This is a genomic window from Shewanella hanedai (assembly GCF_007197645.1).
In the GTDB taxonomy this organism is placed as follows: Bacteria; Pseudomonadota; Gammaproteobacteria; order Enterobacterales; family Shewanellaceae; genus Shewanella; species Shewanella hanedai.
This window is the reverse complement of sequence record NZ_VKGK01000007.1, coordinates 146224-168464: the sequence shown is the minus strand read 5'-3', so window position 1 is coordinate 168464 and position 22241 is coordinate 146224. Positions and strand designations below refer to the sequence as shown.

Here is a 22241-nt window from a genome sequence, read left to right as displayed (position 1 = left end):
TGGTTAAAGTGAAAAATCGGCGAGACGTATATTCTCTGCGAACTCTTCGCTTTGAATCGTCTCCCGGCTTTGCTCTATTTGATGCTGCCAAGCAGTTTCATCCCAGAGCTCAAATTTATTCAACTGCCCCACCAGCATGGCCCGTTTACCTAAATTGGCATATTGGCGTAATGGCGGAGGTAATAATAATCTTCCGTTGCTGTCGAGTTCACACTCATGTGCATAACCTAAGAGCATCCTCTTCATCGCTCTTTCAGCGGGTAAGGTATCTGACAACAAAAGTAATTTTGCTTCTATCTTGCTCCATTCATCTAATGGATAAAGCAATAAACAGGCGGATTGGATATCAACTGTGATCACTAACTGGCTGTTATATTCGGTATGCAGAGGCTCTCGGTAACGCTTAGGAATAGCGACCCGACCTTTGGTATCAAGGTTAATAGCACTGGCACCACGAAACACGTTAGTTTGTCCTTAACTCCGAAAAAAAGATCCACAAAGATCCACAATTTCCCACAATACCTAAGTTTAGAGATAGAACGCAAGCATTGTCAAGCGTGGAACTATTTATAGACCCAGCATTCAAGCGGGTTAGCAGCATATTTCAAATCAGAGGAGTTATAGAAATAACAAGGGGTAAAAGTGGATCTCCTACCCATAAACTGCTGAGAAAACAGACAGAATATGACTTCATTAATCTTTATTTATCTTAGAAGTGGGTTTTATTTCTCAATTTTTTACTTTTAATCGCATAATTTTAAGCTTTACGCCTAAAAAGGCTATTCAGCTTTTAAGTATATGAGAACGAGTAAGTCGACAATTCAATACTTGTATATACAGGATCTAACGCGAGGTGATTATTATAACGCCAAAATATCCAAAAAGTGCAAATGGGGAGGACTTTCGCCCTTATAAGATTAAATATTAACCACTCCATGCCGATAGAAGAATATAGGGAAAGATAAAGGGAGGATCTATGATAGGTCTAGACAGTCTCTACGCCATGTTAGCTCGCCCAGTACAGGCAAGCATTAAGCGTAAACGTATTGTTGAAGAGACAGAGAACAGCTCAGGTATTACTGAAGATAGTCATGAAGCGCCTCAATCTCAGCTACCGCCGGATCTAGAACGTCGTCATATTTTTCAAGATAGGCGAAGCGGAGCTCATGGTGACCGTCGCAAGCAAGAAAAACGAACAGATGATAAGTCCGAAATCAATAAAGGGAAACTTGAATCTCTCCTTCCCCATATTGATATTGATGTTTAATCCTAATCTTTCAAATCAAGTATTAATGGTTTGAGAAACAGCTTTTTGCCAGCCAGTATATAACTCATCTCTTTTTTCATCGGAGATTGAAGGGATGAACGTTTTATCCGTCCCCGACTTATGCTTAAGCTCTGAAGTGGAACTCCAAAAGCCTACGGCCAGACCCGCAAGGAATGCCGCTCCCATTGCGGTGGTTTCCGTCACTGTAGGACGTTGTACTTCGACAGAGGTGATATCAGCCTGAAACTGCATTAAGAAATCATTAGCCACGGCTCCACCATCAACTTTTAACTGCTTTAGCTCAACACCGCTATCTTTTGTCATGGCATCGAGTAGATCTCGGCTCTGGTACGCGATCGCTTCCAATGCGGCTCGAATAATATGGTTTCGGTTTGAGCCTCGGGTTAATCCAACTAAAGCTCCTCTAGCATTGGGGTCCCAATAGGGGGCACCTAAACCAACAAAGGCTGGGACGAGGTAAACACCATTGGTGTCGTCAACTTTCGACGCAAAATATTCCGTATCCTGAGCATCTCTAATCAATCCTAGTTCATCTCTAAGCCATTGAATCGTTGCCCCGCCCATGAACACCGCTCCTTCAAGCGCGTAATTCACTTCACCTTTAGCACCTATCGCAATGGTCGTCAGTAAGCCATGATGAGATGCTACCGCTTTTTCTCCCGTGTTCATCAACAAGAAACAACCTGTGCCATAGGTATTCTTTGCCATACCCGGCTCAGTACAGAGCTGACCAAAGAGGGCTGATTGTTGATCTCCTGCAATACCTGCAATACAAATCTCACCACCTTCACCAGCAATGCGCGTTTTACCATATATGCCACAAGAGGGTCTAACTTGAGGCATAAGAGATGCGGGAATATTTAACGCCTCAAGCATTTTAGTGTCCCAGGCTTGAGTATGGATATTAAACAGCAAGGTTCGGCTTGCATTCGTTGGGTCGGTGACGTGTGCTTTGCCTTCTGTCAGCTTCCAGACCAACCAAGTATCAATAGTGCCAAACAGGAGATCCCCCTTTTCAGCACGAGCTCTAACGCCGGGAACATTGTCTAATATCCACTTAATTTTAGTACCGGAAAAATACGGGTCTAAAAGTAAGCCCGTGGTATCACGAACGTACTTTTCTAAACCTTGGGATTTAAACTCTTCACAGATTTCACTGCTACGACGACACTGCCAAACAATGGCGTTATACACCGGTTTCCCGGTTACTTTATCCCAGATAACCGTCGTTTCACGTTGGTTGGTAATCCCGATGGATGCGATTTCATCGGCATGGATCCCGCTGCGGGCAATCACCTCTATCAAGGTTGAGCTTTGCGATGCCCAGATCTCCATAGGATCATGTTCAACCCAACCTGCTTGAGGATAAATTTGACTAAATTCACGTTGTGAAACAGCAACAATATTCGCATCGTGATCGAAAATAATCGCCCTAGAACTTGTTGTTCCTTGATCCAGTGCCACTACATATTTTTTAGTCACAAATCTATCCTTTTAACTTAGGTCTCGACTTAGTCTCAAACATTAATATTGGGTTTGTTGAAGTACACCGACTTCAGGTGCTACTTCAGGCTTTAGGCTCAACTCGTCACACGCATGAGCAGGGAAATACCAAAACTCAGCGAGTTTTCCTTCAGTAACTCGAAAAGTACCAATGCTACACTGGCTAAGCTGTTCGCCATCGTTATCCCAAGTCACTCTCTCTACCGTACTGACATAACTGCCTGATTCCATAATATCAAGAATGGTGGCGTTAGCCCCCTTAAGGCTTTCAAAATAGTCAGTCATTGCCGCACCAAACTCAGCTTTAGTCGATGTTTCAACTTTCACTTTTTTACCCGTGACATGCATCCAGGTAACGTTATCTGTTGTATGTGACACCATCAATCCTACATCGTGTTGATTGTAAGCTTGTATAAAGCTTTCAACGACTTCGCTGGATGAAGGAGCCGCACTTGCAGTGAAAGGTAAAACGGATAATATTGCTGCGCATAAAAAGGGCTTCATGGTACACCTCATAGGATATTGACCTAGTTCAGAGCTAGGTTGCGATAATATTATGATTAGATGAATATAATCTTATGAAGTTCATTTTGCTAATAAATAATGTACCGAAGTATTTTCAATACTAAATGGTAAGAAATAGCTGGGCCTAAAACAAAAAAGGGCCAGAGCATAAACCCTGACCCCTTAGTTATATAGAGACGATACTAGAAACGATACGTTGCCTGCACACCCACTAGAATGATGTTGCCGCTCACTTGGCCTTCGAATGTACCGCCAAATTTCGCAGAATCTTCTTCATGTTCATGTATTGGTGACTCATCTGCGAAGATGTAAGTGGCACCAAAATCAAAATCTAGGTTATTACTGTACTGGTAGCCGTAGCCTACACTCAACCACAAACGGTCAACTTCAGGAATAGTGGTGGTACGATTAGCATCAGAGACTGCTGCTTGGTCGTAAGCTATACCAGTTCTAAGCGTTGATTTTTGTGACAATTGATAAGTCGCACCAACGGCAAAACGGTAATTGTCTTCCCAGTTCTCTTGTTTAACTAAAATTGGGCTTGCCGATATCTCAGGAATAACCGCTTCTAGCTTCTCAAACGTACTCCAATCTGTCCAATTCACGCTAGCATGAACAGCTAACTTCTCAGTCAATTGATGGAAACTGGCGATTTCAGCGGTTGCAGGAAGCGCTAACTCCATTGCACCATCATAATGGTTAGACGGTTTTTTCCCTTGCATGATCATAGCGATGTCAAAACCTAAACCTTTAGCTTCACCTTCAAGATTTTGTTCAACTTCAGAACGGTAATTAAACCCTATGCGGTTATCAGTATTAATCTGCCAAGCACCACCTAATTGCCAGCCCCAAGAGATATCATCACCTTCCATGTATTTCAGCGTCGTTTCTGCAGGTACAAAAGTCCCCGTAGGCGCTTGAGCACCAAAGCTACCTTCACCTAACACCAAACGAACACCTGCACCGATGCTGAACTGCTCATTAACACGATAAGCCACGTTAGGGTTGACTTCGATTGCAGTAATTGATGCTTCATTGCCAAATTGGGTGCCGAGGAAACTATCGTCTAACTCAGTAGCCATGCCGAAATTACTGCCTAGTGCTAGACCCAAGAACCATTGTTCATTCAACTGATGAGAGACGTAAAAATTAGGGACAACGGCATCACCCGCAATATCTTTGGCTGATGTGGCGCTAGTTCCACCATCGGCAAAAGTCACTTCACCATCAACATCGATGTTTGGCATTACCAAGATAGCACCCGTAGTCATTTGAGTGCCTTCAAGGTAAGTTAGCATCGCTGGATTACGGAATTGTGCAGCGGCATTATCAGCCATTGCAGCTTCACCTGCATACGCACGGCCTAAGCCAGTCGCTGAATATTCTGCTAACTGAAAACCAGCTGCTTGAACTTGAGTCGTTGTTCCCATCATCGCTGCAATCACAGCAACAGATAAAATGCGCTTATTCATTATTTCTCTCATCTATATGTTTCACGCTTAGCGTTATTGTCATCGAGCCCACAATTTAGAGTAATAGCTCAACACTTTTCTGAGGCGCAGTGTACTCAAGCAGCATATCTTTGCAAGTAAACAAGATAAAACAGGGGAAAACACTGGGGCTTTAGGCAGGATAAGCACAAAAAAATGAAAAAATGCTTTTAAAACGGCACTGATGTACCCAAATAGAGAGGTTGATTCGTACTTATGCTTAGGCAGGAGATGCGATAATAAATAAATAACTTTTAAATCAACTGCTTACACTGAAAATCTTTAAGAACATGTGTTCACTGAATATTGTTTTTTTAACTAGTGCAAATGGCTAGCAATGTAGAGTGGGTAACGACACAGCAAACCGTAAATTTATATATTCATATATTTCAATTAGATATATGAATATATAATAAAATTAAAACAGAGACCAAACAAGTTTAAGCTTGTTTGGCCTCCTTAATACAATACGTTAGTACAGCTGTACGCTTAAAGTTCGTTAAGCTTCCAACTAGGTAACTGAGATTCATAGCTCGCGATCTGATCCGCATAGGCTAAGGTCAAACCAATCGCATCTAATCCGTTAAGCATGTTGTGTCTTGCCGAACCTGCGATCTCAAAGTTGAACACTGCACCAGATGGAGAGGTAACGGTGAGCGCTTCGAGATCAACCACAATCTCAGCACCTTCATTGGCCTCAACTTCATCCATGAGCTGTTGCACTTCAATATCACTCAGACGGACTGGCAATAAACCATTATTGATGGAGTTACCATAGAAGATATCGGCAAAGCTTGGCGCAATAATCACGCGTAATCCGAAATCGGCTAAAGCCCAAGGTGCATGCTCACGGCTAGAACCACAACCAAAGTTCTCTTTCGAGATAAGTACTGACGCGCCCTTATACCTTGGAAGATTCAAGCTAAAATCAGGATTTGGCTCATCACCGGCATCATCGAGATAGCGCCAATCATGAAATAGGTGAACTCCGAAACCATCTCGGGTCACTTTAGATAAAAACTGCTTAGGAATAATCTGATCAGTATCAATATTAGCGCTGTCGATCATCACAGCTAGGCCAGTGTGATTAGTAAATGCTTGCATAATAATCTCCTAAAGAGTTTGACGAATATCGACGAAATGACCGGCAACAGCAGCAGCTGCAGCCATTGCAGGGCTAACAAGGTGAGTACGACTCCCCCGTCCCTGACGTCCTTCGAAATTACGATTACTCGTAGAAGCACAGCGATCGCCAGCCTCCAATCGATCATCATTCATCGCTAAGCACATTGAGCAACCTGGTAAACGCCATTCAAAACCTGCTTCGATAAAGATCTTATCTAGTCCTTCAGCTTCAGCTTGCTCTTTCACTAGCCCTGAACCGGGTACCACAATCGCAGTAACACCTACTGCAACTTGCTTACCTTTTGCATGCAGAGCTGCATCGCGCAAATCTTCAATACGTGAGTTAGTACAAGAGCCGATAAAGACCTTGTTTATACTCACATCTTTCATGCTCGTGCCCGCGGCTAGCGCCACGTACTCTAATGCTTTTTCTATGCTCGCCTTGACGGTAGCATTCGACTCATCGGCAGGATTTGGCACTAAACCATCAATAGCTACCACCTGTCCGGGGTTGGTTCCCCAAGTGAGCTGTGGCGCAATATCAGCAGCTTCAAGTACCACAGTCGCATCAAAAACGGCATCAGCATCGGTGTGAAGTTCAGCCCACGCCGAAATAGCTTGCTCCCAAGACTCTCCCTTAGGTGCAAATTCACGTCCTTTAAGGTACTCAGCAGTTTTCGCATCTGGTGCAACCATCCCTGCCTTGGCGCCCATTTCGATAGCCATATTACATACCGTCATGCGCCCTTCCATAGAGAGCGCTTCAATCGCTTCACCACAGAACTCAACAACAAAACCTGTACCGCCATCCATGCCAATTTTGCCGATGATCGCAAGCACGATATCTTTTGCCGTAATGCCTGGAGTCACATGACCACGAACCTCGATTTTCATCGTTTTAGCTTTGCTTTGGCGCAAGGTTTGCGTCGCCATCACATGCTCGACTTCTGAGGTACCAATACCAAATGCAAGTGCACCAAACGCACCATGGGTCGCTGTATGAGAATCGCCACACACAATAACAGTGCCTGGCAAGGTAATGCCAAGCTCAGGGCCCATAACATGAACAATACCCTGATTTTTATGATGAATATCATATAGGCGAATACCAAACTCCTTACAGTTTTCCTGTAGGGTTTCAACCTGAATACGCGCCATTGGGCTTAATGCATCTAGACTGGCACTCTTTGTTGAGGTGTTATGGTCCATAGTGGCAAAAGTTTTCTCTGGCGCGCGTAATCTACGACCCGCCACCTTCAAACCACTAAACGCCTGAGGTGATGTCACTTCATGGACAAGATGTCTATCGACATAGATAAGCGGCGCTTCACCTTCAGTGGCAACCACAATATGGGTATCCCATACTTTTTCGTATAATGTCTTAGCCATGAATTAATAACCTCCCATTTCGAACCAGCTCATATTCGCAGCAACGGAGGTATCCATCTCACACCGCTTTTCGTATAATGTTTTAGCCATGAGTTATGCGCCTTCTCTAATGACTTGAGCAATATAATCACCCATCTGTGAAGTTGTTTTAGCATTACTACGCTCATCAGCAGGTAACAACTCGCCCGTCAGATAACCATCACTAAGGGCTTTACCTACGGCAGCTTCAATCGCTGCAGCCGCATCTTCAAGCTTCAAACTGTGACGCAGTAATAGTGCTGCAGATAAAATTTGAGCCACTGGGTTTGCGATACCTTGCCCAGCGATATCCGGCGCACTGCCACCAGCAGGTTCATACAAACCAAAACCTTTGCTGTTCATGCTAACCGATGAAAGCAGTCCCATTGAGCCAGTTAACATGGCAATCTCATCAGAGATGATGTCACCAAACAAGTTAGAACAAAGCATGACGTCAAATTCATTAGGGCGACGAAGTAGCTGCATTGTCGCGTTATCGATATAGATATGCTCAAGCTCTACATCAGGGAAATCTTTGGCAACCTCTTCAACCACTTCACGCCACAATACAGAACAGGCCAGCACGTTGGCTTTATCAACTGAAGTGACTTTGTTACGACGCCCTTGAGCTGCTTCAAAAGCAATCTTAGCAATACGGGTGATCTCTTTACGGCTATAACGCATGGTATCGAAAGCTTCTTCGTTCTCACCTTCGCCTTGGCGCCCTTTAGGCTTACCAAAATAGATACCACCAGTTAGTTCACGTACACACAAGACATCAAATCCTTTTGATGAGATATCACTGCGCAGTGGTGACATATGCTCAAGGCCGGAGTGCAACTTAGCCGGGCGCATATTACAAAATAGTTCGAAATGACCACGAAGCGGCAATAGAGCACCACGCTCAGGCTGATCATTAGGAGGTAAGTGCTCCCACTTAGGGCCGCCAACCGATCCAAAAAGAATGGCATCAGAGGCTTCACACCCTTTTAGCGTTACATCTGGCAGCGGACAACCATGGTTATCAATAGCAGCTCCACCAATATCATATTCACTATATTCAATAGCAAGCTCGAATCGCTCCTCTACAGCACTGAGCACTTTACGCGCTTCAGCCATTACTTCAGGCCCAATTCCATCTCCGGCTAATACCGCTATTTGATAACTCATACGACACTCAACTCCTGATCTTCAATGTTAATATTCTAATAATTTAATAGGGTCTTTTGCCCTGTACGCTCATCTCAATCGCCAAACTCAAGCTAAAAAGACAAATAGCTCTTAGGGCTAAACGCCACCAAGCGATTTCGATTTTTGCTGTATTCTTTGCTTACAATCTGCCACTTTATCTGCGCGCCAAGTCAAGTTCATTACATGTATGAGCGCCTGCACTGAAGCTTCAACCACATCAGTTGCCAATCCAACACCATGGAAGCTTTGCCCTTGATAGCTAGCCTCAATATCTACCTGACCTAACGCATCTTGTCCTTCACCCTTAGCGCTAAGTTTATAGCTGGTGATATTCACTTCACACTTGCTCGCACGAGCAATGGCGTTATAGGCGGCATCGACAGGACCGTTACCGGTTGCAGCCTCAGTAATACTGTCACCCTCTAGCTCAACTGTCACAGTGGCGGTTGCATGACCTTGGGTTGAATCAGAGTGCACCACTAACTGCTTAAGTTGGTAATATGACTCCTCTTCCGCTTGCGCCTCCATAAAGGTCAGTGCCTCAAGATCATAATCAAAAACCTGACCTTTTTTATCAGCAAGCTTAAGGAAAGATTCATACAGGGTATCCATATCATAATCTTGCTCACCGTAGCCCATCTCTTCCATGCGATGTTTAATCACATGGCGACCAGATCGTGATGTCATATTCAGATTATTACGTGGAAGCCCTATGCTTTCTGGAGTCATGATCTCATAGGTATTTTGCGACTTCAGCATGCCATCTTGATGAATACCCGATGAATGCGTAAAGGCGTTCGCGCCAACGATAGCTTTGTTAGGCTGCACAGGCATATTACATAGCTGACTGACTAAGTTTGAAGTGCGGTGGATCTCTTTAGCATTGATCCCCGTCTCTAATCCAAGCGCTCCTTTACGGGTCGACAAGATCATGGCGATCTCTTCTAGTGAACAGTTACCCGCTCGCTCGCCAATGCCGTTAATCGTACATTCTATCTGACGTGCACCGTGCTGAACCGCTGTAATTGAGTTGGCAACGGAAAGACCTAGATCGTCATGACAATGCACTGAAATTACGGCTTGGTCGATATTAGGCACTCGATTAAATAGCGTTTGGATAATGCCACCGAACTCGCTCGGAACGGTATAACCCACAGTGTCAGGGATATTAATCGTGCGTGCACCCGCTTTAATCGCCTCTTCAACCATACGGCATAAGTTATCAATAGGTGTACGACCCGCATCTTCACAAGAGAACTCTACATCGTCGGTAAAACGACGAGCATATTTGACCGCACCGACAGCCATCTCCAGCACTTGATCAAATGAGCGCTTAAGCTTACTTTCTACGTGAATGGTCGAAGTGGAAATAAAGGTATGAATTCGAAATTGTTCTGCAACTGATAGAGATTGCGCTGCTGCATCAATATCTTTCTCAAGCGCTCTGGCTAACGCACACACTCGACTGTTTTTAATCGTACGGGCGATAGTCTCTACAGATTTGAAATCGCCAGGAGAGGAGACAGGAAAACCCACCTCCATAACATCGACACCTAAACGCTCCAAAGAGAGTGCTATCTGTAGTTTTTCCTTAACCGTCAAACTGGCCGCAAGAGCTTGTTCGCCATCACGTAGGGTTGTATCAAAAATAATCACTCGGTTAGACATCTGCTTTCTCCGTGGAATAGCTATTTATTTTTATGCGCTACATCTCGTTGCTGGGTACATAAACAAAAAACCCCGCGACTCGTAGCGCGGGGTTTTGAATGTTGGTGACTCTAATCAATCGTGCAACACTACTTCCTCCGCGCAGAAACTGCGAGAATGAGAATGAGGAGGTTCAGTAATGCACTATTAGTATTCATTTAGTCTTATATCGCTGTTATATTCAATCCGCATAAATAATTATGCGTTCATTTTTTAATACTACAGGTTAATTTTTAACGTGTGGAGCCGCGAGTGTCAACCCCATTTTTTTCATTATGAACAGATTAGACCAGAAAATACCGTTTCAACGATCAATAATCTCTTGTTAACCAGTGATCTTTTACACACTGTTTATGCAAGGCTTGAGCTCACAATAAGCAGTAAAATCAATCATCGCTGTTTTTTAATACAACACAAGAGGGGAATTCGTTATAATGCCGAATTCAATCATTAAAATTGATATTTGGGACTTGAATAAATGGATTTTCGCCTCATAGTACTGTGCCTGTCATTCTGGTTCGCGCCAGCGTGGGCAAATACTATGGATCGGCTCAATAACATCAACACACTGCTCTACGAGTACCCAAGCAGGGCGCTTGAAGAAATAAACACGCTCGACAATATCACCTCCCCCATTAAGCTATCTGAATCTGAAAAGTTAAGGTTGTCTCTTCTACGCTGTGAAACTTACCTGCAACTAGGAGAGAATCAAGCGGCCATTAATATTGCGAGAATGAGCGAAGCCAAAGCAAAAGTGATGGAGCTTGAAGAAGCACGTCCCTACTTCATGAACTGTATGGCAGGTGCCCTTACCCAATATGGTGACTACCGTCAGGCATTGCCCATTATTGATACCTCGATAGCGCTCTCCAGGGAGTTTCAGCAGCCCCAATCCTTAATCAACGGCTTAATGCTCAGGGGGCTTATTGATGCCCGCATAGATAGTTACAGTAACGCCTCTGAAGATCTGCGTTTAGCGATTGCTATCTATCCAGAGCTATCAAAACAGCCATTCAATTGGAGCTGGCCGCCTCTTGCCTATGCTCGCCTCTCCTTAAGTCAACTTTTGGCACAAAGAGGTGAGTTTAAACAAGCCTATTCAGTCATAAATAGCGCACTAGCATCCGAGCCTCTGCAAGGAAAAGTCAAAGCTCAACTCTTAAACCAAGTAGCTTACATGGCACTGTTAATTCAACTCCCGTCGAGCGATGCCTTAATATTAAATGCAAAGAGCCAACTACCTGAACTAGGTACCGCCTTTGAGCTGGCTCAGAGCTACACACTCATGGCTCAACTTGAATATATTCGAGGAAACTTTAGGCGGGCAATTCAACTTTTAGAGATCAGCTTAAACACCTTCAAAAAGCAAAAGAAATCTTTGGAGGTCATCAGGGCACAACGTCAACTTGCCGAGTCTTTATTCGCGAGTGGTGCCACCAATAAAGCCCTAACCCTGATGAAGCAAACGATAGAGGTCGCAACGCGAACATCACGCTACGATGAGCTAGTGCTCTGCTATCAAATATTGAGTCTGCATTATGAAAAAGAGGGAGATTTTAAACTCGCTTATAAGTATAAAGAGAGCCAATTTAAAGCGGCTGAAAACTCGTATAACTTCATAAAAGATACCCGACTACTGCAATTAAACGCCAAGTTAAGCCGCCAAAAACAAGAGCTTAAATCGGAAATCAATAACAATATGGCGTCGGTAAGTCCTGGGTTTGGTTTCCAATCTGGCTATGCCATTATTTTTATCTTGTTGCTCATTACGTCAATATTGAGCTTTCTCACTTATCGATCAAAACACCAAGCTAAGCAGATTACGAGTTTTCCAGAAGCTAAAACCGAAGAGCAAAAAATCGATCGTCTACTCAGTAACAGTAAACTCGGCGGCTTTCCTTTGAGTCTTATCCTGATAAATACCTTACAAGTTTATCGTGACGATCTCCCCATACTGAATGCACAGCTGGAAAAGTTGCTCAGGGAGCAAGACCTAATGGTTAATGGAAGTAATGAGGAGATAATCTTGCTCTTGCCCTATACCAAAGAGGAGGGAACTTTAAAACTGATCACACAGATAAAAGAGCTGATGATCCCCCTTTTACGAGGTAACATCAGCAAGATAGGTTATGCAAAGATGCAACAGCATGACAGTATCACTTCATTGATCAAACGCGCCAATGTGCAACAGTTAAGGCAAAGAAAGCAAAGAGAGACAAATTAACCTCTCACAAACTCTCTACCCCTCAGTTAAGTAACTGCTTATCTCATCAAGAAACTCACCACCGAAACGGCTCAACTTGCGCTCACCAACACCGTTTACAGCTAGCATTTCACCGGGACTTGTTGGAAGTATCGCCGCCATTTCGGCTAACGTCGCATCGTTAAATACTAAATAAGGTGGCACATCAAGCTCTTCTGCCAACTTACGCCTAAGCTGCTTCAATCGTGCGAACAACTTACGGTCATAGTTAAGCGGTGCCCGAGTATTGCTGCCTCTACGCTTAGTGGTGCTTTGCAGCACCATTCTCGGCTCAGCGAGCAGTAATTCAACATCACCTTTTAGTACCGAACGCGCCGATGGGTTAAGTTTCACCGAGGAGCCCCGAGTGATATCTTGACTGGCAAACCCCAGGTGTATTATCTGACGTATGATACTCAGCCAGAATTCATGGCTTTTGTCTTTACCTATTCCCCAAGTGGACAACTTATCATGGCCACGATCTAACACTGTTGCCGCTTTAGAGCCCCTAAGCACCTCAATGAGGTGGTTAATACCAAAGCGCTGATCTAAGCGATAGATACAGGACAGCACCTTCTGCGCATCTTGAATCCCGTTATAACGCTTAGGAGGATCTAAACAGATATCACAGTTACCGCAGGGCTCAGAAGCACTCTCATCGAAATAGTGCAGTAGTACCTGACGTCGGCAAGTTTGCGCCTCAGCGAAAGCCGCCATGGTATTTAGTTTATGAAATTCAACTTGTTGCTGTGGACCAGGTTCAGACTGCTCGATAAGATGGCGCACTCGGCCAATATCAGCAGGATCGAATAACAATAGCGCTTCAGAATCTAGGCCATCACGACCCGCTCTTCCGGTTTCTTGGTAGTAGGATTCAACACTTTTTGGGATGTCGTAATGCACGACATAGCGCACATTAGACTTGTTAATGCCCATACCAAATGCCACTGTCGCCACAACGATATCGAGTTGATCTTTTAGGAACCTGTCCTGAACGTCTGCTCGCTCCTCTTGGGTTTTACCCGCGTGGTAAGCTTCTGCATTATGGCCTTGTAACCTAAGTCGCTCAGCCACTTCATCGACACGGCGGCGGCTACTGCAATAGATAATTCCGCTGGTGCCATTTTGGGCAACAACGAATTGACGTAACTGATTCGCAGCATTGAGCTTTTCAGCCACTGTATAGCGAATATTGGGTCTATCAAAACTGGTTAGCAATGAATAGGGTGTGATGGTTAATCTATCGCAGATATCTTTGCGAGTAGCCTGATCTGCGGTTGCCGTTAACGCCATAATCGGCACATGAGGAAACACTTCACGAAGTCTACCTAGGGCGGCATATTCAGGTCTAAAGTCATGGCCCCATTGTGAGATACAGTGAGCTTCATCGATAGCAAAAAGGGAGATATGCAGTTCATGCAGTCTGTCGATAAAGTGCCCTTGCAATAAACGCTCGGGAGAGACATAAAGTAGCTTTAATTCGCCACTGTGCATCTGTTGTAAAATCTTAGCGCTCTCCTCTCTAGGTAAAGAGGAATTCAGGTAAGCAGCGCTGACCCCCATCTGAGTCAAGCTATCAACCTGATCTTTCATTAATGAAATAAGAGGGGATACTACAATGGTTAACCCTGGGAACTGTAAAGCAGGCAACTGATAACAGAGGCTTTTACCCCCACCTGTCGGCATGATAACCAAACAGTCATAGCCGGAACAACTCTGCTCTATCACCTCTTTCTGACCATCTCTGAATGTCCGGTAGCCGAAAACAGACTGTAGGCTGGCGGAGAGTGGATCTAATTGAGCTTCATTTATCGCTTGTTCCATTGGGCTTCAGAGTCAGAAATTGGGCTGCCTATTCTAATACCAAATTCAGTAAATTGCTTGCCTATTACACTTGGTTTTCTGCAATTGCTTTCAGTATCTATTGCAAGAAATTCAAATCACTTAACGGCGTTAATCAGCTGATTTTATTAATGTGTTCATCTTTTTCACAACTTAAAGTTATGATTATTGCTTGCTTAACGACCTAGGTTAGCGATAGATTAATTGCTCTAATAATCGACAAAAGAGAAGTTAACCTCCATGACTAGCCCTATTCAAGTCGAGATCCTACAAAGAGTCGCAGAGGTTTTCGACAAACAGGTTCCATTCCACAACTTGTTAGGTATGGACATTAAACGCTATGACCTTGACGGTGTTGAAGTCGTCGTTAATATGAAGCCTGAACTCATCGGCAACATTCATCAGAACATTCTCCATGGCGGTGTAACAGCAACCGTACTCGATGTCGTCGGTGGATTAACAGCCTTTTCTGGGCTGGTTGCTAGCCGAGATGATTGGAGCGTTGACGATCTACAAACTCGGCTGCAAACCTTGGGTACTATCGATCTTAGAATTGATTATTTACGACCCGGCAGAGGATCTATCTTTACCGGCACGGGTACAGTCATACGTGCAGGGAACCGAGTCTCGGTCTGTCGTATGGAGCTGCATAATGAGCATGGCGATCATATTGCTTTTGGAACAGGGACTTATATGGTTGGCTAACGCCGAACATTAACAGCAGTGTCAATTTAGCTTTCCTGCTGTCACAAACTGATGACAGCAGGAAAGCTAAAACGAATCTATACCCAAGCTTGAGCCCGTTAGTCATGAGGCATACAATAGCCGTCACTCTCCTTGCTGTAGCTTGATTAATGCTTAGTTCTGAACAAAATAAGGGCATCGCATCCGCGATTTGCGCATACACCCTATGGGGCTTTGCTCCCCTCTACTTTAAATTACTCGGTGATGTCCCAGCCCCTGAGATCTTAATCCATCGAGTGATCTGGTCATTTGTCTTCGTCACATTCCTTATGATGATGTTTGGTGGCTTTTCACGGCTCAGACAAGTGCTTAAAAGACCAAAACAGCTAATCATACTTACCATTACCTCCATTTTAATTGCAGGTAACTGGTTGTTGTTTATCTGGTCGGTTAACAATGATCATATGTTGGATGCCAGTTTAGGTTATTTCATCAATCCGTTAATTAACGTCATACTCGGCATGGTATTTCTGAGTGAGCGACTGCGTAAACTCCAGTGGCTGGCGGTGGCTTTAGCGGCAACAGGTGTCTTAGTTCAGGTAATCTCATTTGGTTCTATCCCATTAGTCTCTCTTGGGCTTGCCTGTTCATTCGGCCTTTATGGCTTATTACGCAAAAAGGTCAATGTCGATGCAAAAACCGGCCTGCTAGTAGAAACGGCAATCTTATTTCCTGTTGCCTTGATCTTCTTGTTTGCTAACTTTGGTGACTCGCTGACTCACTTAATGAATAATGATCTATCCCTTAATCTGCTCCTGATGGCTGCGGGTATTGTTACCACTATTCCTCTATTATGCTTTGCAGCGGCCGCAGTGAGGATCCCTCTCTCGATGCTGGGTTTCTTCCAGTATATTGGTCCAAGTATCATGTTTATCATGGCCATTACACTGTTTAATGAACCTTTCGATCTAGAAAAAGGGATCACCTTTGCCTTTATCTGGAGTGCGCTAGTCATCTTTACTATTGATATGTTTTATAAAAGAAAACCTATCGTTTAGAGACCATCAAGCCCCTTGACGGGGCTTGATTCAATACTCTGCTAAGACTAATCGAATTTATAGCTAAACTGTAACGTCGCACTGCGTCCAGGCTCGGTGTAAACCACATAACCACCCGGCGTAAACGGCATATCATAAGAACTATTAATGGTGATCTCATCAGAGAGGTTTTTCAGTATTAAGCCAAGTTGCCAGTCAGAGTTGGTATTGATCAAAGCGATTTGCGCATTGTATTTTACAAAGGCCTCTTGCTCCGTAAAGGGATTCAAATCTGCATTAGTAAAGTAACTAGACTTAAATACCGTTTCGGCCATCACCCTAATGTCATAATCACTACTCAACTCACTTCGATACTCTAAGCCGCTACTCCCGGATACTTTTGGCGACAGCGCATTTGGCTGACCAGAAAGATCACAGGAACTGCCATTCGCCTCAATATTGTCAGACGTTGCGCTTAAACTGGTAAAACATTTCGCCCCACTAAAGTCATCCCAACTAAAATCGAGTAAACCTAAGCTGCCAGACCACATCCAATCATCAGCAAATGCCCATCGGCCATCAAGCTCTAGTCCGTAAGAAGTCGCCTTAGCGCCATTTTCGACATAGAAACCGGTACTGCCATCAAAGGTGGAGGTTTGCAGATCGCTAAACTGCATATAAAACAACGCCAGATTAAGATCCGCCGCACCATCATCTAAGGTTAACTTACTGCCAATTTCATAGGACAAAACCGACTCATCATCAAACTCAAAATTTTCAGGCAGGTTAGCCCTAGCATCAAAACCGCCTGACTTAGCTCCCTTAGCAATACTGGCATAGAACATCGCATCTTCAAGTTGATACTTTACCGACAATGCCGGCGTGAAACTTTCCTCTGTGCGCTCTGCGTGGATACTATGGTCGCTCCCCGTTCGATAAATAGGATTAACAATATTTTGCGTGTTACTGCCTAAAAGAAGTGGATCTAAATAGGGATAATCGGCACCTAACATCAAGCTGTAAACTGAACCGGGAATCCCCGCTAACCCAAAGTTATTTAACGCAGGTTTAAGCGCTGGAGGTGAGATCAGCGGCACTTGCGAGATAGGGGTGCCTGAGACTAAATCCACTAAGGTCAGATCACGGCGACCCTTTTTCTCTTCATGGGTATACCTAAGTCCTAAACTGGCACTCCAGTTATCATCAACCTGCCAATCAAACTTACCAAACACACTCATCACTTCAGAGTCACTACTAAAACCACGCACTCCATCAAATTGCAGTGCATACGCCAAAAAGTGCTCATCATAGGTCAGCTCTGAATCTTGATAATAAGCCCCTAAAATATAATCAAAGGTCTCACCTCCCTTTGATGCAAGACGAAACTCCTGACTAAACTGCGTGTATTCCTCGTCACTCACACTTCTGTAAAGCAAAGGTCTTGGGGTTCTATCGCCATCATTTGAGGTATCGACTTGATAGGATTGCCAACCACTTACCGCACTTAAGGTGTGTTCATCTAGCTCATACTCAACCTTTAAAGTCTGATGGCTCGCAGTAAACTCTCCGCCCTCTTCTTCGCCTAATGCCGGAGCAGTTTTGGCTGATGTCAGACTCACGCCATAATCACCTAAACTTGCCGCTAAAGCAGGATTGGCAGCCGCAAGTGCTGGCTCTAATATCCCCTTGGTATTACTGTCTCCAACAAACTCATCTTTATCTTCTTGCAACTTAAGCTCAATGCTCAAATTATCGGTTGGCTGCCAAGCCAGCGATAAGCGCCCCAATAAGGTTTCATGCTGCACTTCATTTTGATCAATCACGCTATTGGTCATGTAACCGTCACTGTCGACAGCCCTGAATGCAAAACGGGCTTGAAGGTTATCTGCTAGAGGACCAGATACCGCTCCTTCAAAGGTCAGGCCTTGATTGGTCATGTCATAGCTGCCATTGAGATAACCACTGAAATAGTCTGTCGGCGTTGCAGTGGCCAAGTTTAACGCCCCAGCGGTGGTGTTCATGCCAAACAAGGTGCCTTGTGGACCTCGCAGTACTTCTACCATCTCAAGATCGAGAAAAGTGCTGCGCATCAAATGTCCACGCCCACGGTAGATCCCATCGACATAGGTTCCCACCGTCTGTTCAAAACCTTGATTAGGCCCAGAACCCAAGCCGCGCATATAGATATTAAATCCCTGACCAGACTGACTTACGGTGAAATTACCAATACGGCTCGATAGCTCCTCCGTATTGGTAATGTTCATATTCTCTAGTGTTTCTCTATTGACCGTCGCAACAGACAAAGGCACCTCCTTGACACTCTCGGTGCGCTTTTGCGCTGTCACTGTGATCACTTCGAGCTGCCTTTTTCTAGCTTGTGTTTTTTCTGTCACTTCATCATTGGCGTATGATGCCAAAGGCACGCCAATCACAGCAAAAATAATCAGTTTTGATAATAATGTTAAACGCATAGTCCACTCTCTTTCTTCTATTTTTTAATAGTTATTGGAATACGCAGATGAATACGACTAAACCCCATCTGTAAAATTGGCTCGCCATCCCCAGCGAGCCAGCCCCATTAAATACAGGGAAAAACAGCCTCAAACATAGAGGGCATCATGTAGTGCGATTTAGGAAAATACGCCTGCATAACTTTTTGCTCATCCCCAGGCTTGAGGATCTTTTGCACCGCATGAGGAAAGTCCGGCGATGCGAGTAAATTACGGATCTGCACTACGGCCATATCTTCATCACCTAAACCATCTCCGTCAGCAGCCATCTCAAGCCAAGCAACACCACACTCACGCTTAGCATTACGGGGACGGTCTTCCTCCCGTGACACCACGACAGTGTAGTAACCGTGTTGATCTAACGGCACCTCTTCATCAAACAAACAATCCGTCACCCGAGTATTAGCAAAGCTTTGATTGGAACAGATTGACCAGTAACGAAGGTCCGCTTCACTGTGTTTACGCTCACCGTAAAAAGACTTACTCACCTTAGGCATCTTGGCGCGGATCACTAACACCTTGCCAAATTTTCTATTCACGATTGAACGGATATAGTTATTGTCTAGATTGGGATAAAAGCCCCCTTCAGAGCGCCGACCGGCTTTCACTTTCTCGCCTGAATACATCGACAATAAAAACTCTCTGTCATATTGGATATACCAAGAGGCGGGATTAGTCGCCGGCCACGTTGCAGGTTTATCCGCTTGATCTCTCAGTGCCACATATTTTTCAGCCTTGATATTGAGGGCGCTAGGATCAATTTTCAGCTGCTGACTCGACTTTAGCGCGTCACAAGCCTCACTGCCCTTGAGTCGCTTACCATCACTTAAGGTCAACACTGGCGATGGCAAAGGCACGCCTCCAGTAATTGAAGCTTGTTCATCCGGTAGATAAATACGGTAAATCAGCAATTGCTGGTCTTTCTTATAACTAGGGGCATAAATGCTGGTACGTACGGTATTACGCTGCATCACGCCACGCTCTATTTCTGGCGGCACACCGGTTTTCACACCAAGGCTATAGCTGCGACTTTCAGCCTGGCGGTCAGCACCCGCTTGATAAGGGTTAGTGTTATTCAATTTGGGGGCGATCAAGTAATCAGCAACAGAGTCCTGAGGTCTTCCCCACTCATCGTAGCTGATCAAAGATTGATAACGAGCATGGGCAAACTCTCCATCAACCTCTAACTTAGCCCTTTTTGGAATGGTAAAAGTCGCCGCCCAGTAAAAAACATTGGCATCGGGATACGCAACATTGATATAGGGATCGGCACTAAAAGGGCCACGATTCCAAAAACAGGTACGTGGTCCTTCAATGTCGGCCGTCGGCTTCTCATAATCCAATGGTTTAGCCTGAATATTCAGACTCACACTGGTCAGAAAAAAAACAGATATCCATTTGAGTCGTTGCGTGCTTATTATATTAGCGATGTCGTAAGCCATCTTTCTCCCCTGCGAAAATGAAACGAAATTGTTTACTTTTCGTAAATAGATTTAGAGTATTAACCTAGACGATAAAGAGAGGGCCAATTGTCGCCAAATAGACAATCTATGAAAAAATATAGCCAAGATGAGTTAGCTGTATTTCTCAGGTATTCCGGGGTTTTTAGTGCTTGTGAACAAGCTGAAATAGACTATATTCTGAGCCAGATAAAGACCTATCATTATAAAAATGAAACGGTTATAGCCCATAGAGAAGACATTGGCGATCAGGTTAGATTTGTCATTAAAGGCAGCCTAAATGTGGTCGCAACCAGTTTAGATGGTAAAGAAGTGCGATTTCCTCCAATCGGTCCACACCGCTGGATGGGATGGATGTCCTGCTTTGATAGCCAAGCACTCTCCCATGATTGGGTCGCGACGGCTAAATCTGACGTCATTGTGATATCAGGTGCGGTCATTCGAAAACTGTGTGAAAATAATCCCGATCTGTACCCAAGAGTGATGGCTGAGATTAATCGACAGTTTAAATTATTAATGAATTGGACAGAGTTTGTTAGCCTACATTCTCTTAATGCCAGAGTCAGAATGTTGATCAATATCTTATCGCAAATAAGTGCCACTCCAATGGATGACAAACCCGGTTGGCTGCAGGTTGATGTCACCCAAGAGCATCTCGCTTCTTTCTTAAATCTCTCTCGACAAACAGCCAATAAACTACTGGTTGAATTAGAGAAAGATGGTTACATCAGTATTGGCTACCGAAAAATTTTAATTAACGCAGACAAGTTACCCAGTCTAACCAACCAATCTTAAACTCGAGAAAACCCTAAAGCTCTAACGCAAGAATTTTAGACTTGCGTTGATAGTTGTAGAGTTGCTTCTTCTTATTCGGTAACTCATCCACCTCAACAATTTGAAAGCCGTGCTCCAAGAACCAATGAATGCTCCGTGTCGTCAAGGCAAACAGGCGCGTATAACCTCGTACTCTGGCTTGGCCTATGATGTTTTTCAGTAACAAGCTCCCTCTGTCTGCATCTCGGTATTCAGGATGCACCACTAAACAGGCAAACTCTCCGGCACTGTCCTCTTCAAAGGGATAAAAAGCCGCGCAGCCAATGACCAAGTTATCACGCTCAATCAGCATGAACTGCTCGATTTCCATCTCCAGTTGCTCACGAGAGCGGCGCACTAAAAATCCTTTTTCCTCTAAAGGACGAATAAGATTGAGGATGCCACCAATATCACTAATGCCAGCCCTACGCAGCCGCTCTGCACTTTCTGTGACTATCTGAGTGCCAATACCATCTCTGGAAAAGAGCTCCTGCAGCAAAGAGCCATCATCTAGATAACTCACAAAATGACATCGAGAGACCCCATTTCGACAAGCATCGATACTGGCCTTAAGGAAAGCCTTGGTGCCGACACAGACATGAGTTTCATCATCAATGTGATTTAAAATCCCCTGGGCTTCGTTTGGCATCAGTTCGGCCAATACATCGCCTGAACTATCTAAAATGCCTTTTTGCGAACTAAAGCCGATCATCTTGTCAGCCTTAAGCTTCACCGCAATTTGAGTGGCAACTTCTTCAGCTGTTAAGTTAAAACTCTCACCCGTTACCGAAGCAGCAATGGGCCCAAGTAACACAATGCCATTGTTATCCAGTTGCGCTTTAAGCCCTTGGACATCGATTCGCCTGACCTTACCACTCAAACAATAATCTACACCATCATCGACGCCTAACGGCTGAGCGGTGACAAAATTGCCACTGACCACATTAATATGTGCGCCTTGCATCGGCGTATTACTCAAACTCATGGAGAGCCGTGCCGTAATATCCAGCTGTAAGCCACCTACAACTTGCTTAATAACTTTAAAAGCATCCTCTTCAGTAATCCGTATACCGTTATAGTATTCAGGGATTAGCGCTCTTTCAGCGAGAGCCTCATCAATCTGCGGACGCGCACCGTGAACTAACACCATCTTAATTCCTAGACTGTGCAGAAGGGCAATATCATTAATAATCGAGCGGAACTGACCTTGAGCTAAAGCCTCTCCGCCCAACATTACAACAAAAGTCTTTCCCCTATGTGCATTCACATAAGAGGCCGAGTGACGAAATCCTTCAACGAGTTCTGTTGTCCGCACGCTAATATCTCACTTAATTCATCGTTTGATCGGGTTGCGGGAAGTTACCGCAATTAAAAATCAATGATATTGCATTTTAATTCACAATAACAGCATTTATTT

At 44.4% G+C, this 22241-nt stretch carries 17 protein-coding genes; 5 read left to right on the top strand and 12 right to left on the bottom strand.

The annotated features are described in order from the left end of the window. Positions 1–3 precede the first annotated feature (3 nt). Positions 4–462: a division/cell wall cluster transcriptional repressor MraZ gene (gene mraZ, locus FN961_RS08175; protein WP_143564062.1), complete on the bottom strand. Its 459-nt coding sequence runs from the start codon at positions 460–462 to the stop codon at positions 4–6. A gap of 514 nt (positions 463–976) precedes the next feature. Between mraZ and FN961_RS08170 the strand changes: the two genes are divergently transcribed. After that, the gene (locus tag FN961_RS08170; RefSeq protein ID WP_143564061.1) at positions 977–1267 is read left to right on the top strand and encodes a hypothetical protein; all 291 of its coding nucleotides are present in this window, start codon (positions 977–979) and stop codon (positions 1265–1267) included. Between the two features lie 15 nt (positions 1268–1282). Here FN961_RS08170 and glpK read toward each other — a convergent pair whose 3' ends face one another. From glpK to leuA, 7 genes are all read right to left on the bottom strand, one after another. Then, a complete protein-coding gene (gene glpK / locus FN961_RS08165; RefSeq protein ID WP_143564060.1) occupies positions 1283–2770 on the bottom strand; it encodes a glycerol kinase GlpK in 1488 nt (495 codons plus the stop codon). A gap of 42 nt (positions 2771–2812) precedes the next feature. Further along, positions 2813–3295, bottom strand: coding sequence for a nuclear transport factor 2 family protein (locus FN961_RS08160; protein ID WP_143564059.1), 483 nt, complete (start codon positions 3293–3295; stop codon positions 2813–2815). A 203-nt stretch (positions 3296–3498) separates the two neighbouring features. After that, positions 3499–4788 carry an outer membrane protein transport protein gene (locus FN961_RS08155; protein ID WP_143564058.1) on the bottom strand — a complete coding sequence of 430 codons (1290 nt, stop codon included), beginning with the start codon at positions 4786–4788 and terminating at the stop codon, positions 3499–3501. Positions 4789–5295: 507 nt separating this feature from the next. Beyond that, on the bottom strand, positions 5296–5910 hold the full coding sequence (gene leuD, locus FN961_RS08150; protein ID WP_143564057.1) for a 3-isopropylmalate dehydratase small subunit: 615 nt from the start codon (positions 5908–5910) through the stop codon (positions 5296–5298). 9 nt (positions 5911–5919) lie between these two features. Then, the gene (gene leuC, locus FN961_RS08145; RefSeq protein WP_143564056.1) at positions 5920–7320 is read right to left on the bottom strand and encodes a 3-isopropylmalate dehydratase large subunit; all 1401 of its coding nucleotides are present in this window, start codon (positions 7318–7320) and stop codon (positions 5920–5922) included. Positions 7321–7413: 93 nt separating this feature from the next. Beyond that, a complete protein-coding gene (leuB, locus tag FN961_RS08140) occupies positions 7414–8508 on the bottom strand; it encodes a 3-isopropylmalate dehydrogenase (protein ID WP_143564055.1) in 1095 nt (364 codons plus the stop codon). Positions 8509–8625: 117 nt separating this feature from the next. Further along, positions 8626–10197, bottom strand: a complete 1572-nt coding sequence (gene leuA, locus FN961_RS08135; protein WP_143564054.1) for a 2-isopropylmalate synthase — start codon at positions 10195–10197, stop codon at positions 8626–8628. A gap of 517 nt (positions 10198–10714) precedes the next feature. Here leuA and FN961_RS08130 point away from each other — a divergent pair. Continuing rightward, on the top strand, positions 10715–12460 hold the full coding sequence (locus FN961_RS08130) for a tetratricopeptide repeat protein (protein WP_143564053.1): 1746 nt from the start codon (positions 10715–10717) through the stop codon (positions 12458–12460). A 15-nt stretch (positions 12461–12475) separates the two neighbouring features. Here FN961_RS08130 and recQ read toward each other — a convergent pair whose 3' ends face one another. Next, a complete protein-coding gene (gene recQ / locus FN961_RS08125; RefSeq protein ID WP_143564052.1) occupies positions 12476–14302 on the bottom strand; it encodes a DNA helicase RecQ in 1827 nt (608 codons plus the stop codon). Positions 14303–14560: 258 nt separating this feature from the next. On the opposite strand from recQ, the gene FN961_RS08120 reads away from it, so the two are divergent. Next, positions 14561–15025: a thioesterase family protein gene (locus FN961_RS08120; RefSeq protein ID WP_143564051.1), complete on the top strand. Its 465-nt coding sequence runs from the start codon at positions 14561–14563 to the stop codon at positions 15023–15025. A 149-nt stretch (positions 15026–15174) separates the two neighbouring features. Then, positions 15175–16062, top strand: a complete 888-nt coding sequence (gene rarD, locus FN961_RS08115) for an EamA family transporter RarD (protein WP_143564050.1) — start codon at positions 15175–15177, stop codon at positions 16060–16062. Positions 16063–16109: 47 nt separating this feature from the next. Here rarD and FN961_RS08110 read toward each other — a convergent pair whose 3' ends face one another. Next, positions 16110–18512 (bottom strand): TonB-dependent receptor, encoded by a 2403-nt coding sequence (locus FN961_RS08110; RefSeq protein ID WP_143564049.1) that lies wholly within the window; start codon positions 18510–18512, stop codon positions 16110–16112. Between the two features lie 107 nt (positions 18513–18619). Continuing rightward, a complete protein-coding gene (locus tag FN961_RS08105; protein ID WP_143564048.1) occupies positions 18620–19993 on the bottom strand; it encodes a hypothetical protein in 1374 nt (457 codons plus the stop codon). Between the two features lie 108 nt (positions 19994–20101). Between FN961_RS08105 and FN961_RS08100 the strand changes: the two genes are divergently transcribed. Then, positions 20102–20806: a Crp/Fnr family transcriptional regulator gene (locus tag FN961_RS08100; protein ID WP_143564047.1), complete on the top strand. Its 705-nt coding sequence runs from the start codon at positions 20102–20104 to the stop codon at positions 20804–20806. A 13-nt stretch (positions 20807–20819) separates the two neighbouring features. On the opposite strand, the gene argA is transcribed toward FN961_RS08100, so the two are convergent. Beyond that, positions 20820–22139 carry an amino-acid N-acetyltransferase gene (gene argA / locus FN961_RS08095; protein WP_143564046.1) on the bottom strand — a complete coding sequence of 440 codons (1320 nt, stop codon included), beginning with the start codon at positions 22137–22139 and terminating at the stop codon, positions 20820–20822. Positions 22140–22241 lie beyond the last annotated feature (102 nt).